The 25,952-nt window shown below is 61.7% G+C and carries 18 protein-coding genes and 1 tRNA gene; 13 read left to right on the top strand and 6 right to left on the bottom strand.

Annotated elements, in window-relative coordinates; genetic code table 11:
• Nucleotides 1–236 precede the first annotated feature (236 nt).
• The 3 genes from C7441_RS04780 to C7441_RS04770 all read left to right on the top strand — a co-directional run bounded on the left by C7441_RS04780 (nucleotide 237) and on the right by C7441_RS04770 (nucleotide 11,647).
• On the top strand, nucleotides 237–8,789 hold the full coding sequence (locus tag C7441_RS04780) for a glycoside hydrolase family 94 protein (RefSeq protein WP_109611887.1): 8,553 nt from the start codon (nucleotides 237–239) through the stop codon (nucleotides 8,787–8,789).
• A gap of 245 nt (nucleotides 8,790–9,034) precedes the next feature.
• On the top strand, nucleotides 9,035–10,810 hold the full coding sequence (locus C7441_RS04775; protein WP_026060602.1) for a glucan ABC transporter ATP-binding protein/ permease: 1,776 nt from the start codon (nucleotides 9,035–9,037) through the stop codon (nucleotides 10,808–10,810).
• Nucleotides 10,811–10,882: 72 nt separating this feature from the next.
• The gene (locus tag C7441_RS04770) at nucleotides 10,883–11,647 is read left to right on the top strand and encodes a heme ABC transporter permease (protein ID WP_109611886.1); all 765 of its coding nucleotides are present in this window, start codon (nucleotides 10,883–10,885) and stop codon (nucleotides 11,645–11,647) included.
• Between the two features lie 98 nt (nucleotides 11,648–11,745).
• On the opposite strand, the gene moaA is transcribed toward C7441_RS04770, so the two are convergent.
• Nucleotides 11,746–12,741 (bottom strand): GTP 3',8-cyclase MoaA, encoded by a 996-nt coding sequence (moaA, locus tag C7441_RS04765; RefSeq protein ID WP_109611885.1) that lies wholly within the window; start codon nucleotides 12,739–12,741, stop codon nucleotides 11,746–11,748.
• Between the two features lie 207 nt (nucleotides 12,742–12,948).
• Here moaA and C7441_RS04760 point away from each other — a divergent pair, with 207 nt between their 5' ends.
• Together C7441_RS04760 and C7441_RS04755 are read left to right on the top strand one after the other, a co-directional pair.
• Nucleotides 12,949–13,299, top strand: coding sequence for a gamma-butyrobetaine hydroxylase family protein (locus C7441_RS04760; RefSeq protein WP_026060600.1), 351 nt, complete (start codon nucleotides 12,949–12,951; stop codon nucleotides 13,297–13,299).
• 58 nt (nucleotides 13,300–13,357) lie between these two features.
• Nucleotides 13,358–13,969 carry a pyridoxamine 5'-phosphate oxidase family protein gene (locus tag C7441_RS04755; protein WP_109611884.1) on the top strand — a complete coding sequence of 204 codons (612 nt, stop codon included), beginning with the start codon at nucleotides 13,358–13,360 and terminating at the stop codon, nucleotides 13,967–13,969.
• A gap of 6 nt (nucleotides 13,970–13,975) precedes the next feature.
• On the opposite strand, the gene C7441_RS04750 is transcribed toward C7441_RS04755, so the two are convergent.
• Complete coding sequence (locus C7441_RS04750; RefSeq protein ID WP_109611883.1) at nucleotides 13,976–14,428, bottom strand: MarR family winged helix-turn-helix transcriptional regulator; 453 nt, start codon at nucleotides 14,426–14,428, stop codon at nucleotides 13,976–13,978.
• Nucleotides 14,429–14,769: 341 nt separating this feature from the next.
• On the opposite strand from C7441_RS04750, the gene C7441_RS04745 reads away from it, so the two are divergent.
• The gene (locus tag C7441_RS04745) at nucleotides 14,770–16,692 is read left to right on the top strand and encodes a L,D-transpeptidase family protein (RefSeq protein ID WP_109611882.1); all 1,923 of its coding nucleotides are present in this window, start codon (nucleotides 14,770–14,772) and stop codon (nucleotides 16,690–16,692) included.
• 43 nt (nucleotides 16,693–16,735) lie between these two features.
• Here the strand turns inward: C7441_RS04745 and C7441_RS04740 are convergent, their stop codons facing one another.
• The 3 genes from C7441_RS04740 to C7441_RS04730 all read right to left on the bottom strand — a co-directional run bounded on the left by C7441_RS04740 (nucleotide 16,736) and on the right by C7441_RS04730 (nucleotide 17,982).
• The gene (locus C7441_RS04740) at nucleotides 16,736–17,017 is read right to left on the bottom strand and encodes a DUF2218 domain-containing protein (protein ID WP_109611881.1); all 282 of its coding nucleotides are present in this window, start codon (nucleotides 17,015–17,017) and stop codon (nucleotides 16,736–16,738) included.
• A gap of 140 nt (nucleotides 17,018–17,157) precedes the next feature.
• Nucleotides 17,158–17,232, bottom strand: a tRNA-Val gene (locus tag C7441_RS04735).
• 66 nt (nucleotides 17,233–17,298) lie between these two features.
• Entirely contained in the window at nucleotides 17,299–17,982 is a 684-nt protein-coding gene (locus C7441_RS04730; protein WP_109611880.1) for an HAD family hydrolase, read from the bottom strand.
• Nucleotides 17,983–18,140: 158 nt separating this feature from the next.
• Between C7441_RS04730 and rpiA the strand changes: the two genes are divergently transcribed.
• The 4 genes from rpiA to C7441_RS04710 all read left to right on the top strand — a co-directional run bounded on the left by rpiA (nucleotide 18,141) and on the right by C7441_RS04710 (nucleotide 22,577).
• The gene (gene rpiA / locus C7441_RS04725) at nucleotides 18,141–18,839 is read left to right on the top strand and encodes a ribose-5-phosphate isomerase RpiA (RefSeq protein WP_026060599.1); all 699 of its coding nucleotides are present in this window, start codon (nucleotides 18,141–18,143) and stop codon (nucleotides 18,837–18,839) included.
• Between the two features lie 18 nt (nucleotides 18,840–18,857).
• Nucleotides 18,858–19,415 (top strand): DUF2059 domain-containing protein, encoded by a 558-nt coding sequence (locus tag C7441_RS04720; protein WP_019173158.1) that lies wholly within the window; start codon nucleotides 18,858–18,860, stop codon nucleotides 19,413–19,415.
• 259 nt (nucleotides 19,416–19,674) lie between these two features.
• Entirely contained in the window at nucleotides 19,675–21,066 is a 1,392-nt protein-coding gene (gor, locus tag C7441_RS04715) for a glutathione-disulfide reductase (protein WP_109611879.1), read from the top strand.
• A gap of 137 nt (nucleotides 21,067–21,203) precedes the next feature.
• On the top strand, nucleotides 21,204–22,577 hold the full coding sequence (locus C7441_RS04710; protein ID WP_109611878.1) for a class II 3-deoxy-7-phosphoheptulonate synthase: 1,374 nt from the start codon (nucleotides 21,204–21,206) through the stop codon (nucleotides 22,575–22,577).
• 86 nt (nucleotides 22,578–22,663) lie between these two features.
• Here C7441_RS04710 and C7441_RS04705 read toward each other — a convergent pair whose 3' ends face one another.
• On the bottom strand, nucleotides 22,664–23,734 hold the full coding sequence (locus tag C7441_RS04705) for a GGDEF domain-containing protein (protein WP_109611877.1): 1,071 nt from the start codon (nucleotides 23,732–23,734) through the stop codon (nucleotides 22,664–22,666).
• Nucleotides 23,735–24,058: 324 nt separating this feature from the next.
• On the opposite strand from C7441_RS04705, the gene C7441_RS04700 reads away from it, so the two are divergent.
• From C7441_RS04700 to C7441_RS04690, 3 genes are all read left to right on the top strand, one after another.
• Nucleotides 24,059–24,478, top strand: a complete 420-nt coding sequence (locus C7441_RS04700) for a GFA family protein (RefSeq protein ID WP_026060598.1) — start codon at nucleotides 24,059–24,061, stop codon at nucleotides 24,476–24,478.
• 104 nt (nucleotides 24,479–24,582) lie between these two features.
• Nucleotides 24,583–25,380 carry a DODA-type extradiol aromatic ring-opening family dioxygenase gene (locus C7441_RS04695; RefSeq protein WP_109611876.1) on the top strand — a complete coding sequence of 266 codons (798 nt, stop codon included), beginning with the start codon at nucleotides 24,583–24,585 and terminating at the stop codon, nucleotides 25,378–25,380.
• 156 nt (nucleotides 25,381–25,536) lie between these two features.
• A complete protein-coding gene (locus tag C7441_RS04690; protein WP_109611875.1) occupies nucleotides 25,537–25,896 on the top strand; it encodes a diacylglycerol kinase in 360 nt (119 codons plus the stop codon).
• Nucleotides 25,897–25,952 lie beyond the last annotated feature (56 nt).

Here is a 25,952-nt window from a genome sequence, read left to right as displayed (position 1 = left end):
GCTGAAAACGGGCTGTCAAACACGAAAAAGCCCGAATTGGCGCTTTTCGTCTTCTCATTGATTCAAATGACTTTTTGACAGGGAAATGTCCGACACATTTCCACCTTTCTCCTGTCCCAGGGGGAAAAAGCGGTTTGGACGACGGTGCCATGCAACCAATCGTCATCCGAACTGTTCTGCCGTGTAGTGGCTCGTCCCTGGCGCGGCCTGTTTGTTGTTGAGCGGAATTGATATTGATGAATGTTCAGACCGATCCGGCCTCTCTGGAGAAGGCAGCAAAGTTTCCCGAAACTCTGGAGCACCCGATCCGGTCGAACTTCCTTCCGGAAGAGAAGCTGTTTGCGCTAGGCGCGGCACTCGCGCGCCGCGAGCTTGAAGACTGCTATGACATCGAAGCCTTCGATTTTCAGGCGAGGATCCGCGAGGACGCCGACAAGATCCTGGAGGTCTATCGCGCGACCAACTCGGCGCAGGCCCGCGGCGAAACGATAACGCCGGCCGCCCAGTGGCTGCTCGACAACAACTATCTCGTCGAAGAAACCATCTTCCAGATCAAGCGCGACCTGCCGCGCCGCTTCTATGCCGAACTGCCGACCATAAAGTTGGCGAATGGCGTTGAACTGCCGCGCACGCTGGCGCTGGCATGGGTCTATGTCGCCCATTCCGACAGCATGGTGTCGGCCGACATGTTCAAAGCGCTCATCGACGGCTATCAAAGCGTCGAGCCGATGCGTATCGGCGAACTGTGGGCGCTGCCTTCGCTTCTTCGCTTCGTGCTGATCGAGAATCTGCGCCGACTGGCTGTGCGGGTGAACCGCACCCATGACATGCGCCAGGTCGCCAACGACGTTGCCGACAGGGTGCTGGCCGCCGGCGACGGCGAGGCGCGCCGGGCCATTCTTTCCCACTACACCACGCATGCGCGCGACACCACGTTCGCCACCCAGCTCCTCTATCGCCTGCGCGACGGGTCGCAAAATGCCGGCCGCGCGCTGGTTTGGCTGGAGGACCAGCTCGAGAAATCGGGATCGGACGCAGAGGAAATCATCCTCAGCGAGCACCAGACGCTTTCGAGCGGCAACGTCACCACCGGCAACATCATCCGGGGATTGCGGCTGCTCAATGATGTCGACTGGACGCTCTGGTTCGAGTCGGTCAGCCCGGTCGATTCTCTGCTGCGCCAGCGCACCAATTTCGCCGATCTGGATTTCCAGTCGCGCGACCAGTATCGCGCGGCCATCGAGGATCTGGCGCGGCGTTCCGGACACACCGAGTTCGAGGTCGCCAACCGCGCCATCGAGTTGGTGGAAGCCGGGGAGGGAGCCGATGGCATCAGCCCCGGAAACGACATCGGCTTCCTCCTCGTCGGTCCCAAGCGACAGCATCTGGAACGCGAAATTGGCTACCGCCCGCCGTTCACCATGTGGTTCAAACGGGCCTTCCGGCGCACGGGCTGGCTCGGCATGGCCGTTCCGGTTTTCGCGCTTACCGCGCTGCTTCTGGCGCTCGCGGGGCATGCCCTGGCCAGCCTTGGCATGGCGAGTTCGTCGATCGTGCTGATGCTTGTGCTGTTCTCGCTTCCCGCCAGCGAAGGCGCGATGGCCTTTTTCAATACGATCGTGCTGCTGTTCCTCAAGCCGACGCGTCTCATCGGCTATGAATACAAGGAAGGCGTTCCGGTGGAGGCGCGCACGCTGGTGGTGGTGCCTTCGCTGATCGGCTCGCGCGACGATGTCGAGGAGAACGTCCGCCAGCTCGAAGTCCACCATCTCGCCAATATGCATGGCGAAATCTACTATGCGCTGTTGTCGGACTGGCCGGACAGCTCGGCCGAGCAGAGCCCCGGCGACATGGAAATCCTGGCCTATGCGCGCGAGGAGATCGCCAAGCTCAACAAGCGTTATCCGGCCAGGGGCGCGCCGCTCTTTCATCTGCTGCACCGCCGTCGTCTCTATAACGCCTCGCAAAAGTGCTGGATGGGCTGGGAGCGCAAGCGCGGCAAGCTGCATGAGTTGAACCTGCTGCTGCGCGGAGACGCCGACACCACCTTCCTGCCGCCGGATGCGCCGCTGCCGGAAAAGATCGTCCACGTCATGACGCTCGATGCCGATACGCGCATGACCCGCGATGCGGTGAAGCGGCTGGTCGGCAAGCTGTGCCATCCGCTTAACCGGCCGCAATTCGACGCGGCGCAACGGCGTGTGACCGCAGGCTACGCCATTCTGCAGCCGCGCGTGACCGCATCGCTGACCACCGGCGACGAAGCCTCCTTCTTCCAGCGCGTCTTTTCCTCCAATCGCGGTCTCGATCCATATGTCTTCGCCGTTTCCGACGTCTATCAGGACGTTTTCGGGGAGGGCACCTTCACAGGCAAGGGTCTCTATCATGTCGATGCCATGGAAGCGGCGCTGAAGGGGCGTATCCCCGAAAACGCCGTTCTCAGCCACGACCTGCTGGAAGGCGCGCTGTCGCGCGCCGGACTCGTCACCGATGTGGAAGTGGTGGAGGACTACCCCACCCGCTATTCGGTCGACGCCTCGCGCCATCACCGCTGGGCAAGGGGCGACTGGCAGCTTCTGAACTTCATTTTCCAGCTTGGATCGGGTGTACCGGCCCTGTCGCGCTGGAAGATGTTCGACAATCTGCGACGCTCGCTGGTACCCATTTTCTGGGTCGCTTCGGCCGTTGCGGGATGGACGCTGCTGCCCTTCACACAGGCAGCCCAGTGGCAGGCGCTGCTGATCCTGGTCATTTTCATGGCTCCGACCTTCGACGTGGTCAATTCGATCCTGCCCAAGAGCGGGGATGCCACGCCGCGCGGCCATTTCAGCGCGCTGTTTCGGGATGTCGCATTCGGCACGGCGATGGTGGCGGTACGCGTGGTGCTCATGGCGCATCTGGCCTGGATGATGGGGGATGCGCTGCTGCGCACCCTCTACAGGTTTTTCGTCAGCCGCCAGAATATGCTGGAATGGCGCACCGCTTCACAGGCGCACAAGACGGGCGGCAACGACCTCTATTCCTACTACCGCATCATGCGCGGCGCGGTGGTCATTGCCATCATCGGGCTTGCCATTCCGGTTGCGGCCGATTCCACGGGCAGTTTCGTCGCCTTCTTCTTTGCCATCTTCTGGGCAGGCTCGCCGGCATTCGCCTGGCTGATCAGCCGTTCGGCCGAGACGGAAGACAGGCTGCGCATCTCGCCGCAGGACATACACCGGTTGCGCATCACCGCCCGCCGCACGTGGGCCTATTTCGAAGCCTTCGTGACGGAGGAAGACAACTGGCTGCCGCCGGACAATTTCCAGGAAACGCCGCGCCCGGTGGTGGCCCACCGCACGTCGCCCACCAATATCGGCGTCTATCTGCTGTCGGTGGTGTCGGCGCGTGACTTCGGCTGGATCAGCCTTGCCGAAGCTGCCGAGCGCATAGACCAGACGATGACGACCATCGAGAAGATGGGGCGCTATCGCGGTCATCTCTACAACTGGTACGAGACCAATACGCTGCGGCCACTTTCGCCGCTCTACGTTTCGGCGGTCGATAGCGGCAATCTTGCCGGCCATCTCATCGCGGTCGCGGCGGCCTGCGCCGAATGGGCGGAAGCGCCATCGGTGCACCTGCAGGGCGATTTCGACGGTCTTCTGGATGCGGTCGCCGTCCTCGATGAAAATCTCGACGATTTGCCCGACGATCGCCGCCAGCTTCGACCGCTGCGCCAGCGCCTGCGCGACCGCATCGACGGCATGAGCCGGGCGGTGGCCGCGATCAAGGAACAGCCGGAGATGGCGTCGATCCGCACCATCAATCTGGCGGTGCTGTCGGGCGAAATCCGCAAGCTCGCCAGCGCGATCAACACCGAGGTGCGGTCGCATCGCAGCGAGGTGCTGACCGAATGGGCCGCCAAGCTGGAAGCGGTGTGCGAGGCGCATGTCCATGACGCGCACAGCGACGAGAAGTCGATCGAGGTGCTGCGGGCAAAGCTGAAGAACCTTCAGGAACGAACGCGCCGCTTCGCCTTCGAGATGGACTTTTCCTTCCTGCTGCGGCGAGAGCGCAAGCTGCTCTCCATCGGTTACCGCGTGGAAGAACATCAGCTGGATGAAAGCTGCTACGACCTTTTGGCCTCGGAAGCGCGGCTGACCAGCCTGTTCGCCATCGCCAAGGGCGATATTCCGACCGACCATTGGTTCCGGCTGGGCCGGCCAATCGTCGAGATCGGCTTCAAGGGCGCGCTGTTGTCCTGGTCGGGCTCGATGTTCGAGTATCTGATGCCGCCGCTGGTGATGAAGGAGCCGCAGGGCGGCCTGCTCAACCAGACGAACAAGCTGATCATCCGGCGTCAGATCCAGTATGGCCGCTCGAAGCGCATTCCCTGGGGCATCTCCGAAGCCGCCTTCAACGCGCGCGACCGCGAAATGACCTATCAGTACACCAATTTCGGCGTACCGGGGTTGGGCCTGAAGCGCGGTCTGGCGCAGAACACCGTGATCGCACCCTATGCGACGGCGCTTGCCGCGCAATTCATGCCGCATGAGGCGGTGCAGAACCTGATGAGGCTGCGCCGGATCGGCGGGCTTGGCCGCTACGGCTATCACGACGCGGTGGACTTCACGCCGCAACGTGTTCCCGAGGGCACCAATCATGCTGTCGTCTACAACTACATGGCCCACCATCAGGGAATGTCGATCGCGGCCGTGGCCAATGCGATCTTCGAGGGCCGCATGCGCGATCGCTTCCACAGCGATCCAGTCATCGAGGCGGCCGAACTGCTGCTGCAGGAAAAGGCGCCGCGCGACATTCCGATCGCCACCGTCCGCACCGAGGCGGACGAGCGGCCAAAGGTGGAGGTCGTGGACGACAATCCCGAGACGCGCTCGGTGGTGGAGCCGGCACGGGCGCTGCGCGCCACCAACCTCTTGTCCAACGGCCGCTATTCGGTGATGGTCACGGCGACAGGCTCCGGCTACAGCCGCTGGAACGATCTTGCCGTCACCCGATGGGAGGCCGACCCGACGGAAGACCGCTACGGCACCTATCTCTTCCTGCGCGATACCGATACGGGCGAATGGTGGTCCGCCACCACCGAGCCGAAGCGTGCTTCCAACGAGCACGCCCAGACGCTGTTCTGCGACGACAAGGCGAGCTTCGTGAAAACCGTCGGCACGTTGCGCTCGGAGGTGGAGTGCATCGTGGTGTCGGAAGGCAATGGCGAAGGCCGTCGCATAACCATCGCCAATGACGGGGCCATGGACCGGCATATCGAGATCACCTCCTATGCCGAACTGGTGCTTGCGCCGGAACTGGCCGATGCCGCGCATCCAGCCTTCTCCAAGATGTTCGTCGAGACGGAAATCGCGGCCGGCAATCGGGCGATCTTTGCCAGCCGGCGCAAGCGTGCGGCCAACGAACCCGACATCGCGGTAGTGCATTTCGTCAGTGATGCCAGCGGGCAGACACGCGACACGGAGGCAGAAACCGACCGCCGCGCCTTCATCGGACGCGGGCGCAACATCACCCATGCCGCGGCCTTCGATCCGGGCGCTCAGCTCGGCGGCAATTCGGGCTTCGTGCTCGACCCGATCATGGCGCTGCGCTGCCGCGTGCGCGTGCCGGCCAACAAGAAGGTTTCGCTGACTTTCTGGACGGTCGTGGGCGCCAATCGCGACGAAATCGACGAAGTGCGCGGGCGGCTCGACCACCCCGAGAGCTACCAGCGCCAGGCCATGCTGGCCTGGACGCGCTCGCAGGTACAGACGCGCCATCTGGGCCTGAGCCTTTCGGACGCCGCCAATGTGCAGAAGCTGGCGCGCTATCTGCTCTATCCGGATCCGGCGCTGCGCGTGCCGGCCGAGACGGTGGCGGCAGGGCTTGGCCGGCAGTCGGCGCTGTGGCCCATGGCGATCTCCGGCGATTATCCGATCTTTGCGATCCGCATCAGCGACGTGGCTGATCTGGAAATCGTCGCACAAGCGCTGCGCTTCCAGGAATATATGCGCTCGAGAGGGCTTCTGGCCGATCTTGTCGTGATCAACGAGCAGGCCGCCTCCTATGTGCAGGACCTGCAGCAGGCGATCGAGTCGCTGGCCGAGAACAGCCGCCTGCGCGGCAAGGAACTCGGGCCCCGCCAGCATATCTTTGCCGTGCGCCGCGATCTGATGGACGAGATGTCCTACAGGACGCTGCTTTCGGCGGCGCGGATCGCCCTGCACACCCGCAACGGCACCATCTTCGACCAGATCGAACGTGCCGAGATCGCCGCGCTTCAGGCACGCGACGCGGCATTTGCGGCCGAATCGCTGATGCTCAGCGAGCTGACCGCCGAAATGCATCATACGCCGCTGCCGTCCGCGCGCGCGGTGACGGTTTCAGCGCCGAGCGGAAAGGGGTTGGCCTCGTGGAACGGTTTTGGCGGCTTCGACCGGGGCGGACGCGACTATGTCGTGCGCCTGACGGGCGACCGCGTCACGCCGCATCCGTGGATCAACGTGATCGCCAACGCGAATTTCGGCTTCCACACCTCGGCGGAAGGCGCATCCTTCACCTGGAGCCGCAACAGCCGCGACTTCCAGTTGACGCCGTGGACGAACGATCCGGTGAGCAACCGGCCGGGCGAGGCGATCTATATCTACGACCATACCGACGGAAAGGCGTTTTCGCCGTTCGCCGCCGTCGCCCGCGATCCTTCGATCAGCTACGAGGCCCGGCACAGCCAGGGCGTCAGCACCTTCACGGTAGATCGTGGACAATTGACGGCCGAGGTCACGCAACTGGTTGATCCGGTTGATTCGGTGAAGATTTCCCGGCTACGCATCCGCAATGCCGGCACCGTGCCGGCGCGGCTGCGGGTCTATGCCTATGCCGAATGGGTGTTGGGCAACAACAGGTCCAGATCAGCTTCCAATGTCGTTTCCTCGCAGGATGCGCAGACGGGCGCGCTGTTGGCCACCAACAGCTACAGCCTGGACTTCGGCGATCGCATCGCCTTCCTGGCGAGCGATGGGCAGGCCCAGTCCGTGACCGCCGATCGCGGCGAATTCATTGGCAGGGGCGGGACGATCGAGGCCCCGCATGTGGTGATGCGCGGGCTCGACCTGTCGGGTCGGATCGAGGCGGGACTGGACCCATGCGCCGCAATCGCACGGGACATCGAGGTGGCGCCGGGCGAAGAAGCTTCCATGCTCTTCCTGCTTGGCGATGTCGACTCCGACGAAGAAGTGAAAGATCTCGTGGTACGCCATCGCGCACGCGACTTTGATGAGAGGCTGACCGAGAACGAACGCTACTGGACGGATTTCCTCGGCACGATGCTGGTGGAAACGCCGGACAAGGCATTCGATGCGCTGGTCAATTACTGGCTGCCCTATCAGAGCCTTGCCTGCCGCCTGCGTGCACGCTCGGCCTTCTATCAGGCCAGCGGCGCGTTCGGCTTCCGTGATCAGCTGCAGGACACGCTGTCGCTGATGCTGCACGATCCGCAGCTTGCAAGGGACCAGATCGTCAATGCCGGACATCGGCAATTCCCCGAAGGCGACGTGCAGCACTGGTGGCTGCCGCGCACCGGCGCGGGCGTGCGCACGATCATCTCCGACGATGTCGTGTGGCTTGCGTTCGGCACCGCTTCCTATGTGAAGGTGACCGGAGACACATCCATCCTTGAGGAAAAGATACCTTTCATCGAAGGCGAAGCCCTCAAGGAAGGTGAGCACGACGCTTTCTATACGCCTGAAATATCGAAGAAAACGGCGACGCTTTACGAACACTGCGCGCGCGCGCTCGACCTTGCCATTGCGCGTACCGGCGCGAGCGGCTTGCCGCTTATTCTCGGCGGCGACTGGAACGACGGCATGAACCGTGTGGGCGAGGGCGGCAAGGGCGAGAGCGTCTGGCTCGGCTGGTTCCTGCTGAAGACGCTTGGCGAGTTCGGCGCGGTCGCACGCGCGCAAGGCGACGACAAACGTGCCGACAAATGGGAGAAGCATGCCCGCAAGCTCAAGCGTGCCCTGGAAAACGCTGCGTGGGACGGTGCCTGGTATCGGCGCGGCAGCTATGATGACGGCACGCCGCTCGGCTCGCAGGAATCGGAGGAGTGCAAGATCGACTCCATTGCCCAGTCGTGGAGCGTGCTTTCGGGCGATGCCGATCCGGCACGTTCCAGGACCGCAATGGATTCAGCCATGAAGTTCCTGGTCGATGAGGATCTACACATCATCAGGCTGTTCACGCCGCCCTTTTCGAACACAAACAAGGACCCCGGCTACATAAAAAGTTATCCGCCGGGGGTGCGCGAAAATGGCGGCCAGTACACCCATGCGGCCACCTGGTTTGTCATTGCCTTGGCTGAAATGGGGCGAGCCGATGACGCCTACCGTTGCTTCAACATGCTCAATCCGGTCAATCACGCGCTGGATGAGCAGGCAGCGGAGCATTATCGCGTCGAGCCTTATGTCGTCGCCGCGGACATCTATTCGCAGGGCGACAAGGGCGGCCGCGGCGGCTGGACCTGGTACACCGGGTCGGCCGGATGGCTCCATAGAGCTGCCGTGGAGGGGATTTTGGGAATCAGGCGGGAAGATACCCGCATCGTCGTCAATCCCGTCCTGCCCACCGCCTGGCGGGGCTACGGCGCAACGCTCAGACTGGAGGGTGCCGTTTACCGCATCCGGGTCGTGCGCGGGGAGGCCGTGAAGAAGCTCACCATCGAGGTCGACGGCAAACGCGCTTCGGGTGGCTTTTTCGAGCTCGGGCCGAAGGGCGAACACGACGTCGTGGTCCATGTTCCGGCTTAGCCGGGAAGCTATTTTTGCACGCCCCGATCAATCCGGATCGGGGCGCCATTATTTTGCCGTATGGCTGACATTTTTCTTTAAATCTCAATCCGTTACGTGATCACGTGAGATTACGGGGCGTTTCTCGATGTTGTTTCGAAAAAGCGGAACCAAGACTGTATGTGGGCATTGTCTTGCGATGTCGCGGGCAGCGTCGGGTTCGATGAGGCTTGCTGCACGGCTTTAGTTCTCACGAGGTGAGTTTCGTGTCTTTGCTGGAAGTCTATTTTCGGGCGCTTCGGTATCTGGCTACCGAGAAGAAGCGCGTATTTTTCATCTGCACCGCGAACATCGTGCTGGCGATGGTGACCATCGTCGAGCCCATCCTGTTCGGGCGCGTGATCGACGCCATTTCGGAAAAGCAGGACGTGTTCCAGACGCTGGTACTTTGGGCGGCGCTTGGTGCCTTCAACATCGTTGCTTTCGTGCTGGTCGCTCGCGGCGCCGACCGCCTGGCGCATGCACGCCGCGCGACGGTGCTGTGCGAAACCTTCGAGCAGGTCATCACCATGCCGCTGTCCTGGCATCAGGAACGCGGCACCTCCAGCGCGCTGCACACCATGCTGCGCGCGGTCGAGGCGCTGTTCACCCTGTGGCTGGAATTCATGCGCCAGCACCTGACCACGCTCGTGGCGCTGGCGCTGCTGGTGCCCACCGCAATCTCGCTGGATCTGCGCATGTCGCTCGTGCTGGCGGGGCTGGGCGTTTCCTATCTCATCATCAGCCGCATCGTCATGCACAAGACCAAGGACGGCCAGTCCAACGTGGAGAAGCACTATCAGGAGGTATTCTCCCACGTCACCGATACGGTGAACAACGTTTCAGTGCTGCAGAGCTATAACCGCATCGGGCTGGAGACGCAGCGCCTGCGCAACCATGTGCGCGAACTGCTGCAGGCCCAGTATCCGGTTCTGGACTGGTGGGCGCTGGCCAGCGCGCTACAGCGCCTGTCCTCCACCATCTCGATGATGATCGTGCTGATGGTAGGTGCATTGCTGGTGTCACGCGGCGAACTGCGCATCGGCGACATAGTTGCCTTTACCGGCTTCGCTTCGCTGATGATCAGCCGCCTCGACCAGATTTCCAACTTCGTGAACCAGATATTCGAGTCGCGCGCCAAGCTCGAAGCCTTCTACCAGCTTGAGGATTCGGTGGCCGATCGCAAGGAGCCTGCAGGCCTGCGCGAACTGGAGAACGTCACCGGCCACATCCGCTTCGATAATGTCGGCTTCGAGTTCCCCAATTCAGGTCAGGGCGTGCGCGACATCTCCTTCGAAATCCGCACCGGCCAGACGGTGGCCATCGTCGGCCCGACCGGCGCGGGCAAGACTACGCTGATCAATCTTCTGCAGCGTGTCCATTCACCGCAGCAGGGCCGTATCCTCATCGACGGCATCGACACGGCCACCGTCACGAAGCGTTCGCTGCGCCAGGCTATCGCCACCGTCTTCCAGGATGCCGGGCTGTTCAACCGCTCGATCGAGGAGAACATCCGCATCGGCCGTGAAACCGCCAGCTACGCCGATGTTCATGCGGCGGCCGAAGCCGCGGCGGCACAGGATTTCATCCTGGCCAAGAGCGAAGGCTACGACACCAGCGTCGGCGAGCGCGGCGGCCAGCTTTCCGGCGGCGAGCGCCAGCGCATCGCGATTGCCCGCGCCATTCTCAAGGATGCACCGATTCTCGTGCTCGACGAGGCGACCAGCGCGCTGGACGTCGAGACCGAAACGCGCGTCAAGGAAGCCATCGACCGCGTGCGGCAGGGCAGGACGACCTTCATCATCGCCCATCGCCTCACAACGGTGCGCGATGCCGACCTGGTTATCTTCATGGATAGCGGCCGCATCGTCGAAATGGGCGGTTTCGCCGAACTCTCGGCCACCAATGGCCGCTTCGCGGCCCTGCTGCGTGCCGGCGGTCTGCTGACCGACGAGGATGTGCGCGCGCTCGCGCATGTTTCCGCGCAGCCTGAAGCTGCCTGAAAACATCCGGGGAGGGCGTCTGCGGCGACCTCCCTCATTGCAGGGGCGTGTCGATCGCGTTAGATAGCCCTCATGAGTGAATTGAGCGCGCGGCCCGGCCGCTGGATCGACCTGGCAAATCCGACACGGTTCATGGCGCTGGCCGACAGGCTGGTGCCATGGCTTGCCGCCATTGCCGCGCTGCTATTGGCAGCCGGCCTCTATCTGAGTTTTGCCGCGCCTGAGGACTACCAGCAGGGCAGCACCGTGCGCATCATGTATATCCACGTGCCTTTCGCGTGGATTTCGATGATGTGCTATTCGGTGATGGCGATGTCGGCGCTCGGCACGCTCGTCTGGCGCCATCCGCTGGCCGACGTTTCGCTGAAGGCGGCGGCCCCGATCGGTGCGGCGTTCACCGTGCTGGCGTTGATCACCGGCTCCATTTGGGGCAAGCCCATGTGGGGCACCTGGTGGGTGTGGGATGCGCGGCTGACCTCGGTGTTCGTGCTGTTTCTCATGTATCTCGGCATTATCGCACTTACCCGCGCGCTCGACGATCCGTCGCGCTCGGCACGTGCCGCCGCGGTGATCACGCTTGTCGGCTTCATCAATATCCCGATCATCAAGTTCTCGGTCGATTGGTGGAACACGCTGCATCAGCCGGCTTCCGTGTTCCGGCTGGGCGGGCCGACCATCGACGCCAGCATGCTGTGGCCGCTGATGATCATGGCGGTGGGCTTCACCGTGCTTTTCTTCACGCTGCACCTGATGGCGATGCGCACCGAGATCATGCGCCGCCGCGTGACGGCAATGCGCTACATTGCGGCGCGTCGCGCCGACCGCAAGGCGGATTGACCGGGAGGCATTCCGGACACTTCGAGACAATGGAAAACGCCCGGCAAATTGTCCGGGCGTTCCTCGTTCTCTCTTCAGATTGATGTACGGCGCGGCTGTCACCCGCCGGTGACGCTCATGTGGCGCGATACGGACGGGCGATTGGTGCGGCGGTCGATAACGAAGTCGTGCCCCTTGGGCTTGCGGCCGATGGCCTCGTCGATCGCATTGGAAACCAGTTCGTTGCCTTCCGAGGCGCGCAACGGCGCGCGCAGATCGGCGGCGTCCTCCTGGCCGAGACACATATAAAGCGTGCCGGTGCAGGTGAGGCGCACGCGGTTGCAGCTTTCGCAGAAATTATGCGTCATCGGGGTGATGAAGCCAAGCCTGCCGCCGGTTTCGGCAACTTCGACATAGCGCGCCGGTCCGCCGGTCTTGTAGGGAATGTCGGTGAAGGTGAACTGCCGTTCGAGGTCGGCCCGCAGCAGCGACAGCGGCAGATACTGTTCGGTCCGGTCCTCGTCGATCTCGCCCATCGGCATGGTTTCGATGACGGTCATGTCCATGCCGCGGCCATGCGCCCAGCGCAGCATGTCGGGCAGTTCCATGTCGTTGAAGCCCTTCAGCGCCACGGCGTTGATCTTGACCTTGATCCCGGCGGCCTGCGCGGCGTCGATGCCGGCGAGAACCTTTTCGATGTGACCCCAGCGCGTAACGGCATGAAACTTCGCCGGATCAAGCGTATCGAGCGAAACGTTGATACGCTTGACCCCGCATTCGGCGAGCTCCTGGGCATGGCGGCCAAGCTGGGAGCCATTGGTCGTCAGCGTCAGTTCCTCGAGTTCGCCGCTGTCGAGGTGGCGCGAAAGCTGGCGCACCAGATGCATGATGTTCTTGCGCACCAGCGGTTCGCCGCCGGTGAGACGCAGCTTGCGCACGCCCTTTTCGATGAAGACGGTGCAAAGCCGGTCGAGTTCCTCCAGGGAGAGAAGGTCCTTCTTGGGCAGGAAAGTCATGTCTTCCGCCATGCAATAGGTGCAGCGGAAGTCGCAGCGGTCCGTGACCGACACGCGCAGATAGGTGATCGTGCGCCCGAAAGGATCGATCATATTCATGTGGACGCGCTTCCTCCCACTTACTGCCGGCAGATATCGAGTAATGTCGTATGATCGCCAGCGTCATTCAAGATAGGCTATAACGCTCTTGGTAGCATTGTCGGGGCCGACGCCGCAATGTCGGCTTTGATACAGCAAGGAAATGCGCTTTTCCCGGCCGGCTGACCGGCGTAGGAAGATGGCGAGAATTTTTCAGGGGATGGAATGATGACGGCGCCGAAGGAATTGAGGGTATCGAAGGATCGCAGGACGCTCACGGTGACTTTTCCGGACCATGCGCCGTTCGAACTGCCGGCCGAGATGCTGCGGGTGCTTTCGCCATCGGCTGAGGTCCAGGGGCATTCGCCTGACCAGCGCGTGACGGTGCCGGGCAAGCGCAATGTCGCGATTCTCAAGATCGAGCCGATCGGAAACTATGCCGTGCGCATCACTTTCGACGATCTGCACGATACCGGCATATTCACCTGGGATTATCTGCACGATCTCGGCCACGAAAAGGGGGCGCGCTGGAGCGCATATCTGGCCGAACTCGAGCAAAAGGGACTGTCGCGCGGCTGATCCGTCATGGCGCCGTCATCGGAACGAAATAGGCTAGGTGAAACCGGAGGCTGCAAGCATGTCCGTCATCAAGACTGTCGAGGAACTTGAAGCCCTGTACGGCACTCCCGGCGAAACCTCGCTGGCGAAGGAACTCGATCACCTCATTCCCGAGTACGCCGCCTTCATCGAAGCGTCGCCCTTCGTGACGCTGGCCACCTGCGGACCGGAGGGGCTGGACTGCTCGCCACGCGGCGACCTTGCCGGCTTCGTGCGCATTCATGACGAGCGGACGCTGATGATGCCGGACAGGCGTGGCAACAACCGAGCCGATTCGCTGAAGAACATCATCCGCGACGGTCGGGTAGGGCTTCTTTTCCTCGTGCCGGGCTCGGGCACGACGCTGCGTGTCAACGGATGCGCCCATATCACCACGGATGCCGACCTGTGCGCATCCTTTGCGGTTGAAGGCAAACCGGCCCGCTCAGTGACCGTTGTTGCGGTCGATGCCGTTTATTTCCAATGCGCACGCGCGATCCATCGCTCCGATCTGTGGAATCCGGACAAGCATGCGGATCCGAAATCCCTGCCGACGCCCGGCCAGATACTGGCAGTGACGAGCAAGGCGCGGATCGATGGCGAGGCTTACGATCGCGAATGGCCGCAACGTGCCAGGGCGAGCATGTGGTGAGGCCGGCTATTCCGGCTTGAGCACGTCGGTCACGCGGCGCATGTGATCGCCGATCATGTTGCATTCGGCTGGGGTGGAATGGCCCATCACCTTCTCGATCAGGCTCATATGGACTTTCAGGGCTTCCATCAGCAGTGCTTCACCTGCCGCTGTCAGCGACAGCCGCAGGATGCGCTTGTCCTTGCAGTCGCCCTCGCGGCGCAGGAGATCGCGGCTTTCCAGTTGCGGCAGCAGCATGGTGATGTTGGAGCGCCCCACCAGCAGCTTGCGCGCAAGGTCGTGCTGCGACATGCCCGGATGCCGGTAGAGGTTCATCAGCACGTCGAGCTGTGCCGGCTTCAGCTCCAGCGGAGCCAGCGCGGATGCAAGCGCGCGTTCCATCGAATGGCAGGCGCGCGCGACCGCGACCCAATTGTGAAAGCGCGGGTTGTCCCAGGGTAGCTCTTGCTTGCTGCTCATGCCCGAAATGTCATGTTCACGGTTGAACCGCTAATGGTACCTTCAATATGGCATCAATTGGAATGAAGGTCATCCGGTGACGCTGCGGTAGTGCGCGACATCCGGCCCTGCCGTGCGATTGTTCACAAGGTCCCGGTGCTTTTCGTCGGGCAAGGCTTGCGCCTTCGTCTCACATTGTTGTGAAGCGGCTGGGCAACACAGGCGATAAATTAAACAAAGCCTTAACCAAATCGGTGTGAATCGACAGGGTCGCGTCAAACATCCGCCATGAGCGAACCAGTTTCCTTGCGCGGCGTTATCATAGGAAACTGACCGGAATTGACGACCGGAACGGGTGATCAATGACCTTCAAAAAGCACATCGCAATCGCGCCGGCAGCGCTGGCTCTCGTCCTGGCAGGGGCGGCACAGCAGGCATCCGCACAGAGCCTGTTCGATGTGCTGTTCGGCGGAGGGCGGGTGGAACGCATGTCGCGCGGCGAATTTCCACCGCCGCCGAGAGCGGACAGGATGGTACGGCCGAACGCTTCGTCCGCGCCACGCCACAGGAACAATGCGGTAGCGGCAAAGCCGATCGAGAAGATCACCGGGCCGGTCTATTACACCTACAAAGCCGATCCGCTCGCGCAGGTCGATTTCACGGCGCTCGAATCTGCCGGCAAGACGGTTTCGCTTGAGCCGTCTTTGGAAAACAACGCATTTCGAGAAGCTCTCTCGGGTCTGCAGGATTTCGACCTCTTTGCCGAGAAAGACATCGCCAAGGCCCTGACCGACTACTATTCGGCCAATCCTGATTTCATCTGGGTTTCGGGCGCGACCGCAAACGGCCGCGCGCAGGATGCCGTGCGGGTGCTGGGGGAGGCGGAGAGCTATGGCCTCGATGCCGCCGAATATACGGTTGACGTACCGTCGGCGGGGTTCTCAATGGATGACATGGCCGCGCGCCAGCGCGATCTCATCCGCTTCGAGATGACGCTGTCGGCGCGGGTGTTGCGTTATGTGCGTGACGCGCAGAACGGCCGGGTCGATCCGAACCGGATTTCCGGCTATCACGATTTTCCCGCCAAGCCGCTCGATCTCGTCGGTACGCTGAAGGCCCTGGCCGAAAGCGGCGACACGCGCGCCTATCTGGAATCGCGCCACCCGCAAAACGCCGAGTTCCGGGCGTTGCGGGCAGAATTGGAATCGCTGGAAGCCAGCGCCGAAAACGAGATCGTCGTCGATCCCAAGCTGTTGCTGAAGCCGGGCGGAACCAGCCCCGAGCTGCCGAAGCTGCTCAAGCTCATCCAGCGCGACCATAGCGAGTTGATCGACGACAAATACAGCGAGGTTCTGGCGAGGCTCGACAACAGCGAAGACTATGACAAGGAACTCGTGCCGCTTGTCGAGGCGGTGCAGAAGAAACTCGGCCTCAAACCGGATGGCGTCGTCGGGCCGCATACGGTGAGCAAGCTTGCCGGGACGTCAAAGGCCGACCGCATCCAGAAGGTAATCCTGGCGCTGGAGGAAATGCGCTGGCTGCCTTCCGACCTCGGCAGTCCGCGCGTATTCATCAACCAGCCGGCCTTTACGGCCAGCTATATCGACGGCGATCAGGAAAAGCTGAAGATGCGCGTCATCATCGGACGGCCCGCCAACCAGACCAGCTTCTTTTACGATGAGATCGAGCAGGTCGACTACAATCCCTATTGGGGCGTGCCACAGTCGATCATCGTCAACGAGATGCTGCCGCGCCTGCGCAGCGATCCGGGTTATCTCGACCGCTCCGGCTATGAGGTGATCAATTCGAAGGGCAAGCGCATCCCGTCCTCGTCGATCAATTGGGGGCAGTATGGCGGCAAGGTTCCTTTCAGCATCCGCCAGATCCCGAGCGAAGCGAATGCATTGGGAGAGCTGAAAATCCTCTTCCCCAACAAGCATGCGATCTACATGCACGACACACCGCAGAAAGGCCTGTTCAATCGGGATTCGCGCGCGTTCAGCCATGGCTGCGTCCGCCTGAAGGATCCGCGCGGCATGGCTGCCGCCGTGCTCGACACGAATCTCGACCATGTCGCCAGGAAGCTGAAGGCGGGGCATTCGTCGGAGCGGGTGAGCCGCAAGATTCCGGTCTATGTGGCCTACTTTACCGCATGGCCCGATGCAAGCGGCAAGGTCGAGTATTTCAACGATGTCTATGACCGTGACACGCATCTGAAGCTGGCCATCGACAAGGTCGAGGCCGCGCGTGCGCCAAAGGCGGCCGAAACCGCGCAGGCGCTGTAAGACTTACAGTTGTGCGGGCAAGTCCCTTGCCCGCACGGCCCACTCACCCGGCGGGCGTCCAGACGAAGGTCAGCTCCTCGCGGAATGCGAAGCGCACGATATGGTCGGCCACGACCTGTTCCAGACGCTGCAGGTCGGGAGAATCGACCTCGACGGAAAGCGATGCTTCGTTCGCCTGCAGTTCCACCACCCTGCCGTCACCGAAATCGATACGGCCTTCCGTCGGCGTGAAGTCGACGGTGAATTTGTGACTCCAATGCTTGCAGAGCTGCTGCAGATAGCGGCTGGCGTTCTTGGTTTCGACGACGGCCTTGCTTCTTGCCATGTGATTCTCCTGAATGCGGATGCCGACAGGTCGGTTTCGTCATGAGCCGACTTGATACCGATTTCGATTTTTCGGAAAGGCTGCGTGTGACGAATATGCCAAGCAAAAGGCTTGTTTTCGTCATGCGTGGCAAAGGAGGATGGTGGGCGATACTGGGATTGAACCAGTGACCCCACCCGTGTGAAGGGTGTGCTCTCCCGCTGAGCTAATCGCCCGCCGCCGCCCGAAGGCGAAGCGTGCGGCGATATAGGAGACGACCGGGGTCGAAGTCAAGGGACCGATTACGCTCCGATTGCCATAATGAGCGTTTCGGCAAGATCGATGGTCAATTCGTCATAATGGGAAATGACTTTCGACGGTTCGAACTCGCGCACATGCCGGTCGGTATAGCCGAAATCGACGGCCACCACGGGGATGCCCGCTGCCTTGGCGGTGTCGATGTCGGTTTGCGAATCGCCGACCATTACCGCGCTGGCTGGATCGCCGCCGGCAACGCCGATGGTTTCCAGAAGGTGGCGCGGGTCGGGCTTGCGGAAGGCGAATGTGTCCTGACCGCAGATCGCGGCAAAGCGCCCGCTGAGATCGAGCGCATCCAGCAGCCTGCGCGAGAAGGTTTCGGTCTTGTTGGTGCAGACCGCCAGCAGGAAGCCGGCATCGGCGAAGCGGTCGAGCGCATCGAGCACACCGGGGTAGGGGCGGGAGCGGCCGGGAATGTTCTCGCCATAATGATCGAGAAACAAGCCGTAGAGCCGCTCATGCTCATCGCTGGGAAGCGCCTTTTGATGAGCCGCATATGCGCGCTCGATCATCACGCGGCCGCCATGGCCGACAAAACCGCGAAAGCCGCTTGCATCCGTGCGGGGCACTCCACCGGCGGCGAGACTGTGGTTGAGGCTGTCGAGAAGATCGGGAGCGGTATCGATCAAAGTACCATCGAGATCGAATACGATGATCGGGCGGCTCATGGCGTCTCCTCATGCGTGTCAAAGCAACCGCCGAGCGAATAGCCCGCGCGCCCTTGCGGTGCAAGCTTTGGTGATGATGCCAGCCGGGCAGAAAACCTTTGCCGGACGCCGCAAAAATGATAGGAGCGCCACCGAACAGGAGGGTGACGGTAAATCCCATGGATGCACGAGCTTTGAAGATCGAGGCCGCCCGCGTGGCGCTGGGCCATGTGCGGGACGGCGCGCGCCTGGGGATCGGCACGGGGTCGACGGCGGAAGAATTCGTCCGGTTGCTTGCCGAAAAGGTGGCGGCCGGGATGAAAATCATCGGCGTGCCGACCTCCGAGCGCACGGCAGCGCTGTGCCGGGAACTTGGGGTGCCGCTGTCAACGCTCGATGAAACGCCCGAACTCGACCTCACCATCGACGGTGCCGACGAAATCGACCGGCATCTTTCCCTGATCAAGGGCGGCGGCGGCGCGCTGCTGCGCGAAAAGATCGTCGCGGCGGCATCGCGGCAGATGATCGTGATCGCCGACGAGTCGAAGATGGTCGAGACGCTCGGCAAGTTTCCGCTGCCCATCGAGGTCAACCGGTTCGGCCTCAAGGCGACCGAACTGGCGATTGCGGCGGTGGCCCGCGAGCTCAATCTTTCGGGGCCGCTGACATTGCGGATGACGAACGGCACGCCGTTTGTTACAGACGGTGGACATTTCATTCTCGATGCATCTTTTGGCCGCATTCCCGATCCAAGAGCGCTATCAAATGGTCTTTTCGCCGTTCCGGGGGTTGTCGAGCACGGTCTGTTCCTTGGGTTGGCGCAAGCTGCCATCATAGCCAGCGCCAACGGTGTCAGAACGGTCCATGCGGCCCGATAAACAGGAGTTCTATCCATTATGATCTTGGTCAACCGCGTCCGTCGCTTCTCCGCCGCTCTGGTGGCCTCGGCTGTTCTCGTCTCTGCCCTTCCGGCCTTTGCCGAGGATATTTCCGATGCGCATCTGAAGGCCGCTCGCGAGGCTGTCGCCGCCATCAAGGCCACGGACTTCTACGACGGCATCCTGCCGCAGGCGGCTGCAGCCCTGAAGGAACAGATGATCCAGAAGAACCCTGACCTTCAGGAGATCATCACGTCGACGGTTGATGGCACCGCGCTGAAGCTCGCAGGCCGCCGTGCAGATCTGGAGAAAGAAGCCGCGCTTGCCTATGCGCGGGTGTTCTCGGCCGAAGACCTCACCGCAATCGCGACCTTCTACAACTCGGCGACCGGCAAGAAGCTGCTTCAGGACGGCCCGATCGTGACGCGCGAAGTGGCCAAGGCCGCCGACATCTGGCAGCGCGGCATTGCCCGCGATCTGGCCGAGCAGGCTGCAAGCGCGCTGGAAGTCGTGCTGAAGGAAAAGGGCCTGATCCCGCAGCAGCCCATCAAGCCGGAGGCCGCGCCGGCCAATTGATCTGCGGCCAGCGAATGACCATATGAGTTCAGGAAGCCCGGCGTGCCGGGCTTTTCTTTTGAAGGTCGGGCTTTGCACCTTTCACCCTTCCGGGTAAGGCCGAAAGCCTCTAGATCATGATGCCGGGAAGCGTGAAGCGGCTTCCGGATGGCATCATGGTCTATCTGGCTGGTTTTGCGCATGTATGCGACGCCAAGAGATTCCAGTTGGCTGCAACTTGCTCTAACAGCCTGCCGTCGACGCCAACGGAGAAGGAAACATGACTGCATACGACTATGATCTTTTCGTCATTGGCGGTGGCTCGGGCGGTGTGCGCGCCGGGCGCGTGGCGGCCTCGATGGGCAAGCGCGTGGCTGTCGCCGAGGAATTCCGCTTCGGCGGCACCTGTGTGATCCGCGGTTGCGTGCCGAAGAAGCTCTACGTCTATGCATCCCAGTTTCCCGAGCAGTTCGAGGATGCGGCCGGCTATGGCTGGACCGTGCCGGAAGCGAGCTTCGACTGGCGCAAGCTGGTGGAGAACAAGGAACGGGAAATCACGCGGCTGGAAGGCCTGTATCAGAAGGGTATCGCCGGCGCGAATGGCGAGATCATCCAGTCCCGCGCGACGCTGGTGGACAAGCATACCGTTCGCATCGAGGCGGAAAACCGCACCGTCACGGCCAATCATATACTGATTGCCACGGGCGGGCGCCCGAACCCGCACGCTGCCCTGTCGGGGCATGAGCATTGCATCTTCTCCGACCAAGCCTTCGACCTGCCGGAATTGCCGAAATCCATCGTGATTTCCGGCGGCGGCTATATTGCGGTGGAGTTCGCCAACATCTTCCACGGCCTCGGCGTCGAGACGACGCTGATCTATCGCGGCAAGGAAATCCTCGGCCGTTTCGACATGGATCTGCGGCGCATGCTGCATGAGACCATGGAGCAGAAGGGCATCCGCATTCTCCTGCACTCGGTCTTCGAGAAGGTCGAGAAGCGCGCTGACGGCCGCCTCGATGCGCATGTCACCGGCGGCGAGGTGTTGACGGTCGATCAGGTAATGCTGGCGATCGGACGTATTCCGAACACGGAAAATCTCGGCCTTGAAAATGCCGGGGTGGAAATGGGCAAGTCCGGCGAGATCATCGTCGACGATTATTCGCGCACCAATGTCGACAACATCTGGGCAATCGGGGATGTGACCAACCGCGTGCAGTTGACGCCGGTGGCGATCCACGAGGCCATGTGCTTCGTTGAGACGGCGTTCAAGGACAACCCGACCAGGCCGGATCACGATTGCATCGCGACCGCCGTGTTCTCGCAGCCCGAGATCGGCACGGTGGGGTTGTCGGAAGATGATGCGGCCAAGCGTTTCGCCAATCTGGAAATCTACCGGGCCGCCTTCCGTCCGATGCGTCACACCCTGTCGGGGCGGCAAGAGAAAATGCTGATGAAGCTGGTGGTCGATGGCGATTCGCGCCGCGTCCTCGGCGCGCATATTCTGGGGCCGGACGCGGGCGAGATGGCGCAGCTTCTCGGCATTCCGCTGAAGGCTGGTCTGACCAAGGACGATTTCGACCGCACCATGGCGGTTCACCCCACGGCCGCCGAAGAACTGGTGACCATGTACAAGCCGACCTACCTGGTCAAAAACGGCCGGCGGGTCGAATAGGCGCATGGGAAGTCGTTCGCTTTCGACCTGAATTCCGGGTAGAATAGGTATTCGGCTTCCTGTATAGGGGCCTATCCCGAAATCGCGGGAATTTAACGGGCAGTTTTCTGCCTTCTACGGAAGTATTGGGTGCAACAATGACGAAATGGTCTCCGAAGTCCTGGCGCAACATGCCCATTCAGCAGGTTCCGGCTTTTCCGGATCAGTCCGCGCTGTTTGAAACCGAGGCCCGTCTTGCATCCTTTCCGCCCCTGGTTTTTGCAGGTGAGGCGCGCAAGCTGAAGAAGCAGCTCGCCCAGGTGGCAGCGGGAGAAGCCTTCCTGCTGCAGGGCGGCGATTGTGCGGAAAGCTTCGCCGAGCACGGCGCAGACAATATCCGCGACTTCTTCCGCGTCTTCCTGCAGATGTCGGTGGTGTTGACCTATGCCGGCGCGCAGCCGGTGGTGAAGGTGGGCCGCATCGCCGGCCAGTTCGCCAAGCCGCGTTCGGCCGACACCGAAACCCGCGACGGCGTGACACTGCCGAGCTACCGTGGCGACATCATCAACGGCATCGATTTCGACGAGAAATCACGCCTGCCCGATCCGGCACGGCAGGAAATGGCCTATCGCCAGTCGGCCGCAACGCTGAACCTGCTGCGGGCGTTCGCCCAGGGCGGCTATGCCAGCCTGGAAAACGTGCACCGCTGGATGCTGGGTTTCGTCTCCGACAGCCCGCAAGGCGAACGCTACGAGGCGCTTGCCAACCAGATCACCGAAACCATGAACTTCATGCGTGCGGTGGGCATTACCTCGGAAAACAATTTCGCGCTGCGCGAGACCGATTTCTACACCAGCCACGAGGCGCTGCTGCTCGGCTACGAGGAGGCGCTGACCCGCGTCGATTCTACCTCGGGCGACTGGTACGCCACCTCCGGCCATATGATCTGGATCGGCGACCGTACCCGCCAGCCCGATCATGCGCATATCGAGTATTGCCGCGGCATCAAGAACCCGCTTGGGCTTAAGTGCGGTCCGTCGCTGACGCCCGACGGCCTGCTGCAACTGATCGACCTGCTGAACCCGGAAAACGAGCCGGGCCGGCTAACCCTGATCGCGCGCTTCGGCGCCGACAAGGTCGGTGAGCACCTGCCCAGGCTGGTGCGTGCCGTGAAGCAGGAGGGCCGCAATGTGGTCTGGTCGTGCGATCCGATGCATGGCAACACGATCACGGCTGCCGGCTACAAGACGCGTCCTTTCGACCGCATCCTGCGCGAAGTGCAGGCGTTCTTCGACGTCCATGCGGCGGAAGGTACGCATGCCGGTGGCATTCATGTCGAGATGACCGGCAAGAACGTAACCGAATGCACGGGCGGCGCACGCGCCATCCGCGACGAGGAGTTACAGGACCGCTACCACACGCATTGCGACCCGCGTCTCAACGCCGATCAGGCGATCGAGCTGGCCTTCCTGGTTTCGGAACTGCTCAAGAAGGGCGTCAACCGCAACGACAAGCAGGCCGTGAGCGCCTGAAGCTCTTGAAAATCCAACAAAAAGGCGCCGGTTCCGGCGCCTTTTTCGTATGAACTCAGGAAACTGAGGGAGCGATACCGAAAGGATTACTCCTTGCGGTACAGCATCCAGCTCTTTCCGCCGCGTGCGGTAAGTTCCGAGTGGCAGGTCACGCGGTTGCGGCCATCGAGTTTCGAGCGGTAAAGCGCGCGGTCGGCCTTGGCGTAGAGGTCGTCGGCGGATTCGCCTTCCGCGGCCATGCAGATCCCCATCGACACCGTGACCGGCCCATACTCCGCGCCGGCCTGACTGCTTCCGAAGCGGGTCTGTTCAATCAGCAGGCGGATGTGATTGGCGATCTCGTGGGTCGATTGCTCGCTGATGCCATCCACGATCAGCGCGAATTCCTCGCCGCCGGTGCGGGCCACAAACATGCTTTCGCTGACGCTCGTGCGGAAGATGTCGGCAATCGTCTTCAATATCCTGTCGCCGACCGGATGGCCGTAGCGGTCGTTGATCGCCTTGAAGCGATCGATGTCGGCGAGGATCAGCGCCTTGAACAGAATGCCCTTTTCGCTGTTGTAGATGCCGGCGATTTCCTTGTCGAAGGCGCGCCGGTTCCACAGGAGGGTGAGGGGATCGGTGTCGGCCAGCCGCTTGTATTCCTCAAGCTTGCTCTTGACGCTTTCGAGCTCCGCCGACTTCTCGTGCAGCGTCTCGGCAACCTGCTGGCCATGGTCGATGGTGGAGCGCGTGGCCATCGACATGGCGTTGGCCACTTTTTGCAGAAGCTCCCGGCTGATCTGCTCCCGGCTGTTCAGTCCGCCGGAGGTCTGGTCAAGTATCTGGCCGTAGCGTTCGAGATGAGTGCGCTCGCTGCGCAGCAGGGACGCTATGTCCTCAAGCTCCTGGGCGATAACGTTGCGCGCCTGCTCCACAATGCTCTGATTGTGATTCTGAGCGAAATATTTGCGGCCGAGCTGATCGAGTTGTTCCTGTGTCGGGCGGTTGCCGAGTTCGATGACCTCAAGGCTCAGCCTCGGATTCGATCCCGACAGAGCCTCATAGAATATCTCATAATTGCGCGGCAAACCCACCACGCCCATCTGGCGCATGGTCATTGCCACGGTGGTTGCGAGGTCGTCGCCGGGTTCGCCTGGGGCGACTGCAGCCTGCATTCGTGCTCCATTTTCCCGCAGGAACCTGAAAATCGGGTTCCTGTGCCGATATTCCGGCCTGTGAGGCCCTGACGTGTATCGGGGAGCATTTCCCGCAATGGCACAGAGATGGCCCCCCGACCTTTCCCGCGCCTATGTTAAGCGTGCCGAGATAAACTTTCTTTAAATGTCGAGGCAAGTGAAATTTTCGGAAAGACTACGCGTTCCGCAAGGTCATTGCCTCCTAAGTGAATATCTTTCAATAAAGACATCGATAAAACATTATATGAATATGTTTGCACGAAGATCTGCTATCGATTGTCACTACAAGTCGGGAAGGCACGGATGGGTAACTCACGGACGGGCTCCTGCGGTTGCGGAGCGGTGCGCTTTACAGCGAAGGGGCGACTGCGCGGCGTCGTTTACTGCCACTGTTCGCAATGCCGCAAGCAGAGCGGCCATTTCTATGCGGCAACCAACGTGGCGGAAGCCGATATCGGCATCGAGGGCGCGGAAAACATTACCTGGTACAGAGGTTCCGAAACCGCGCAGCGTGGTTTCTGCCGTGTTTGCGGATCGGCGCTTTTCTGGAAGCATGACGATCTGGATACGATCTCGGTCATGGCTGGAGCCTTCGATACGCCGTCTGGATTGCAGGGACAGAGCCACATCTTCGTTGCCGACAAGGGCGACTATTACGAGATCGACGACGGATTGCCTCAATTCGTCCGCTCGACACGGGACATAAAGGTTGCGGACGAGTGAACGGCGATCCCTGCAGCGTCGCCGGTTGTTGAACGGTTCGTCGCACGGTCGCGGACTGCCTGAGCGGGGCGACGCGTCATATATTGTGGTCAAGGAGAATAGCCATGGCCACTATGCCGACTTTGTTCATTTCCCACGGCGGACCCAGCATCGTCATCAGCGACACCCCTGCGCGCCACTATCTCGAAACGGTTTCGAGCCTTGTGCCCCGGCCGAAGGCCATCGTTATCGTGTCTGCCCATTTCGAGACCCATGGTGTGACCGTGGTGACCGACCCGAAGCCGGAAATGATCTATGATTTCCGTGGTTTTGCGCCGGAACTCTATGAAATGGTCTATTCCGCGCCGGGTGAGCCCGCACTGGCCGAAAGGGTGCTGGAACTGCTTGAGAAAGCAGGGCTGTCGCCTTCGCGTCTGGGCAAGCGCGGATATGACCATGGCACCTGGACGCCGATGAAGCTGGCCTTCCCGGAAGCGGATATTCCCATAGTGCAGGTTTCGATCGACCCGGCGCGCGACGCGTGCTGGCACTATGCGCTTGGCCGTGCGCTTGCGCCGTTGCGCGAGGAGGGCGTCCTGCTGGTCGGTTCGGGCCATGTCACGCACAATCTCAGGGCCTATTTTTCCGTCCTGCGGCAGGGCGCCGAAGTCGATCCGGCGCTTGCGGGAAAGGTGACGGCGTTTACGGACTGGTTTGCCGAGAGGTTCGCCGCCAGCGATCTGCGGGCCTTGCTCGACTGGAAGAACAGTGCGCCGTTCCCGGCGGATAACCATCCGACGGACGAGCACCTGATGCCGATCTTCTTCGCCTATGGTGCCGCCGGCGAACAGCCTAAGGCGGAACGGGTGCATAATTCTGTCGATAACGGCTTCTTCGCCAACGATTCCTACCTGTTCCGCTGATGGAAGCTGGCTGGGGCTGCAGGCGTTCTGACGAACGCGTTTCCGCTGCTCCAGCCGCAGGGTTTCTTAGCCGCATTTGTACGACGCCGGACGATTCCGTCCGGCTGCAAAATGCTCTAGATAAACCTTGCGGTGATTCGGCAAGGATATTTCGGCATGGAAAGACTGATCAATGCCTTCCTCAACTCGGTCAGGGCGTTCGGTCGGCTGATCCGCAGCGAAACCGCGTTCCAGCAGGAGGTGATCCTGTTGCTGGTCGCCATTCCCGTGGGCTGGTTCATTGCCACGAACTGGGCCGTCTATGCGCTGCTGATCGGCGCGATTCTCATGCTGATCATGGTCGAAGTGCTGAACACCGGCATCGAGGCCACTTGCAACGCGATCTCGCGCGAGTTCCACATCGACATCCAGCTTGCCAAGGATTGCGGGTCGCTCGCGGTGCTGATTGCGATCATCATTACCCTCGGCATTTGGGGATTTGCCCTGTTCGAGCGGCTGGCAGGAGCATCCGCCTGACCGGCGCTCCGACTGCCCAGACATATTTCCGTCCAGTCTGAAACTGCTAGGATGCG

It is taken from the genome of Pseudaminobacter salicylatoxidans (assembly GCF_003148475.1).
In the GTDB taxonomy this organism is placed as follows: Bacteria; Pseudomonadota; Alphaproteobacteria; order Rhizobiales; family Rhizobiaceae; genus Pseudaminobacter; species Pseudaminobacter salicylatoxidans.
This window is presented reverse-complemented; position numbering and strand designations above follow the sequence as displayed.

What these genes read in the sequence shown, in the direction of transcription:
- C7441_RS04780 (WP_109611887.1), top strand. Translation starts at nt 237, where the DNA reads ATGAATGTTCAGACCGATCCGGCCTCTCTGGAGAAGGCAGCAAAGTTT.
- C7441_RS04695 (WP_109611876.1), top strand. Translation starts at nt 24,583, where the DNA reads ATGGCCACTATGCCGACTTTGTTCATTTCCCACGGCGGACCCAGCATC.
- C7441_RS04740 (WP_109611881.1), bottom strand. Translation starts at nt 17,017, where the DNA reads ATGGCAAGAAGCAAGGCCGTCGTCGAAACCAAGAACGCCAGCCGCTAT.
- C7441_RS04705 (WP_109611877.1), bottom strand. Translation starts at nt 23,734, where the DNA reads ATGCAGGCTGCAGTCGCCCCAGGCGAACCCGGCGACGACCTCGCAACC.
- C7441_RS04755 (WP_109611884.1), top strand. Translation starts at nt 13,358, where the DNA reads ATGTCCGTCATCAAGACTGTCGAGGAACTTGAAGCCCTGTACGGCACT.
- C7441_RS04720 (WP_019173158.1), top strand. Translation starts at nt 18,858, where the DNA reads ATGATCTTGGTCAACCGCGTCCGTCGCTTCTCCGCCGCTCTGGTGGCC.
- C7441_RS04750 (WP_109611883.1), bottom strand. Translation starts at nt 14,428, where the DNA reads ATGAGCAGCAAGCAAGAGCTACCCTGGGACAACCCGCGCTTTCACAAT.
- C7441_RS04745 (WP_109611882.1), top strand. Translation starts at nt 14,770, where the DNA reads ATGACCTTCAAAAAGCACATCGCAATCGCGCCGGCAGCGCTGGCTCTC.
- C7441_RS04700 (WP_026060598.1), top strand. Translation starts at nt 24,059, where the DNA reads ATGGGTAACTCACGGACGGGCTCCTGCGGTTGCGGAGCGGTGCGCTTT.
- C7441_RS04760 (WP_026060600.1), top strand. Translation starts at nt 12,949, where the DNA reads ATGACGGCGCCGAAGGAATTGAGGGTATCGAAGGATCGCAGGACGCTC.
- C7441_RS04770 (WP_109611886.1), top strand. Translation starts at nt 10,883, where the DNA reads ATGAGTGAATTGAGCGCGCGGCCCGGCCGCTGGATCGACCTGGCAAAT.
- gor (WP_109611879.1), top strand. Translation starts at nt 19,675, where the DNA reads ATGACTGCATACGACTATGATCTTTTCGTCATTGGCGGTGGCTCGGGC.
- rpiA (WP_026060599.1), top strand. Translation starts at nt 18,141, where the DNA reads ATGGATGCACGAGCTTTGAAGATCGAGGCCGCCCGCGTGGCGCTGGGC.
- C7441_RS04730 (WP_109611880.1), bottom strand. Translation starts at nt 17,982, where the DNA reads ATGAGCCGCCCGATCATCGTATTCGATCTCGATGGTACTTTGATCGAT.
- moaA (WP_109611885.1), bottom strand. Translation starts at nt 12,741, where the DNA reads ATGAATATGATCGATCCTTTCGGGCGCACGATCACCTATCTGCGCGTG.
- C7441_RS04690 (WP_109611875.1), top strand. Translation starts at nt 25,537, where the DNA reads ATGGAAAGACTGATCAATGCCTTCCTCAACTCGGTCAGGGCGTTCGGT.
- C7441_RS04710 (WP_109611878.1), top strand. Translation starts at nt 21,204, where the DNA reads ATGACGAAATGGTCTCCGAAGTCCTGGCGCAACATGCCCATTCAGCAG.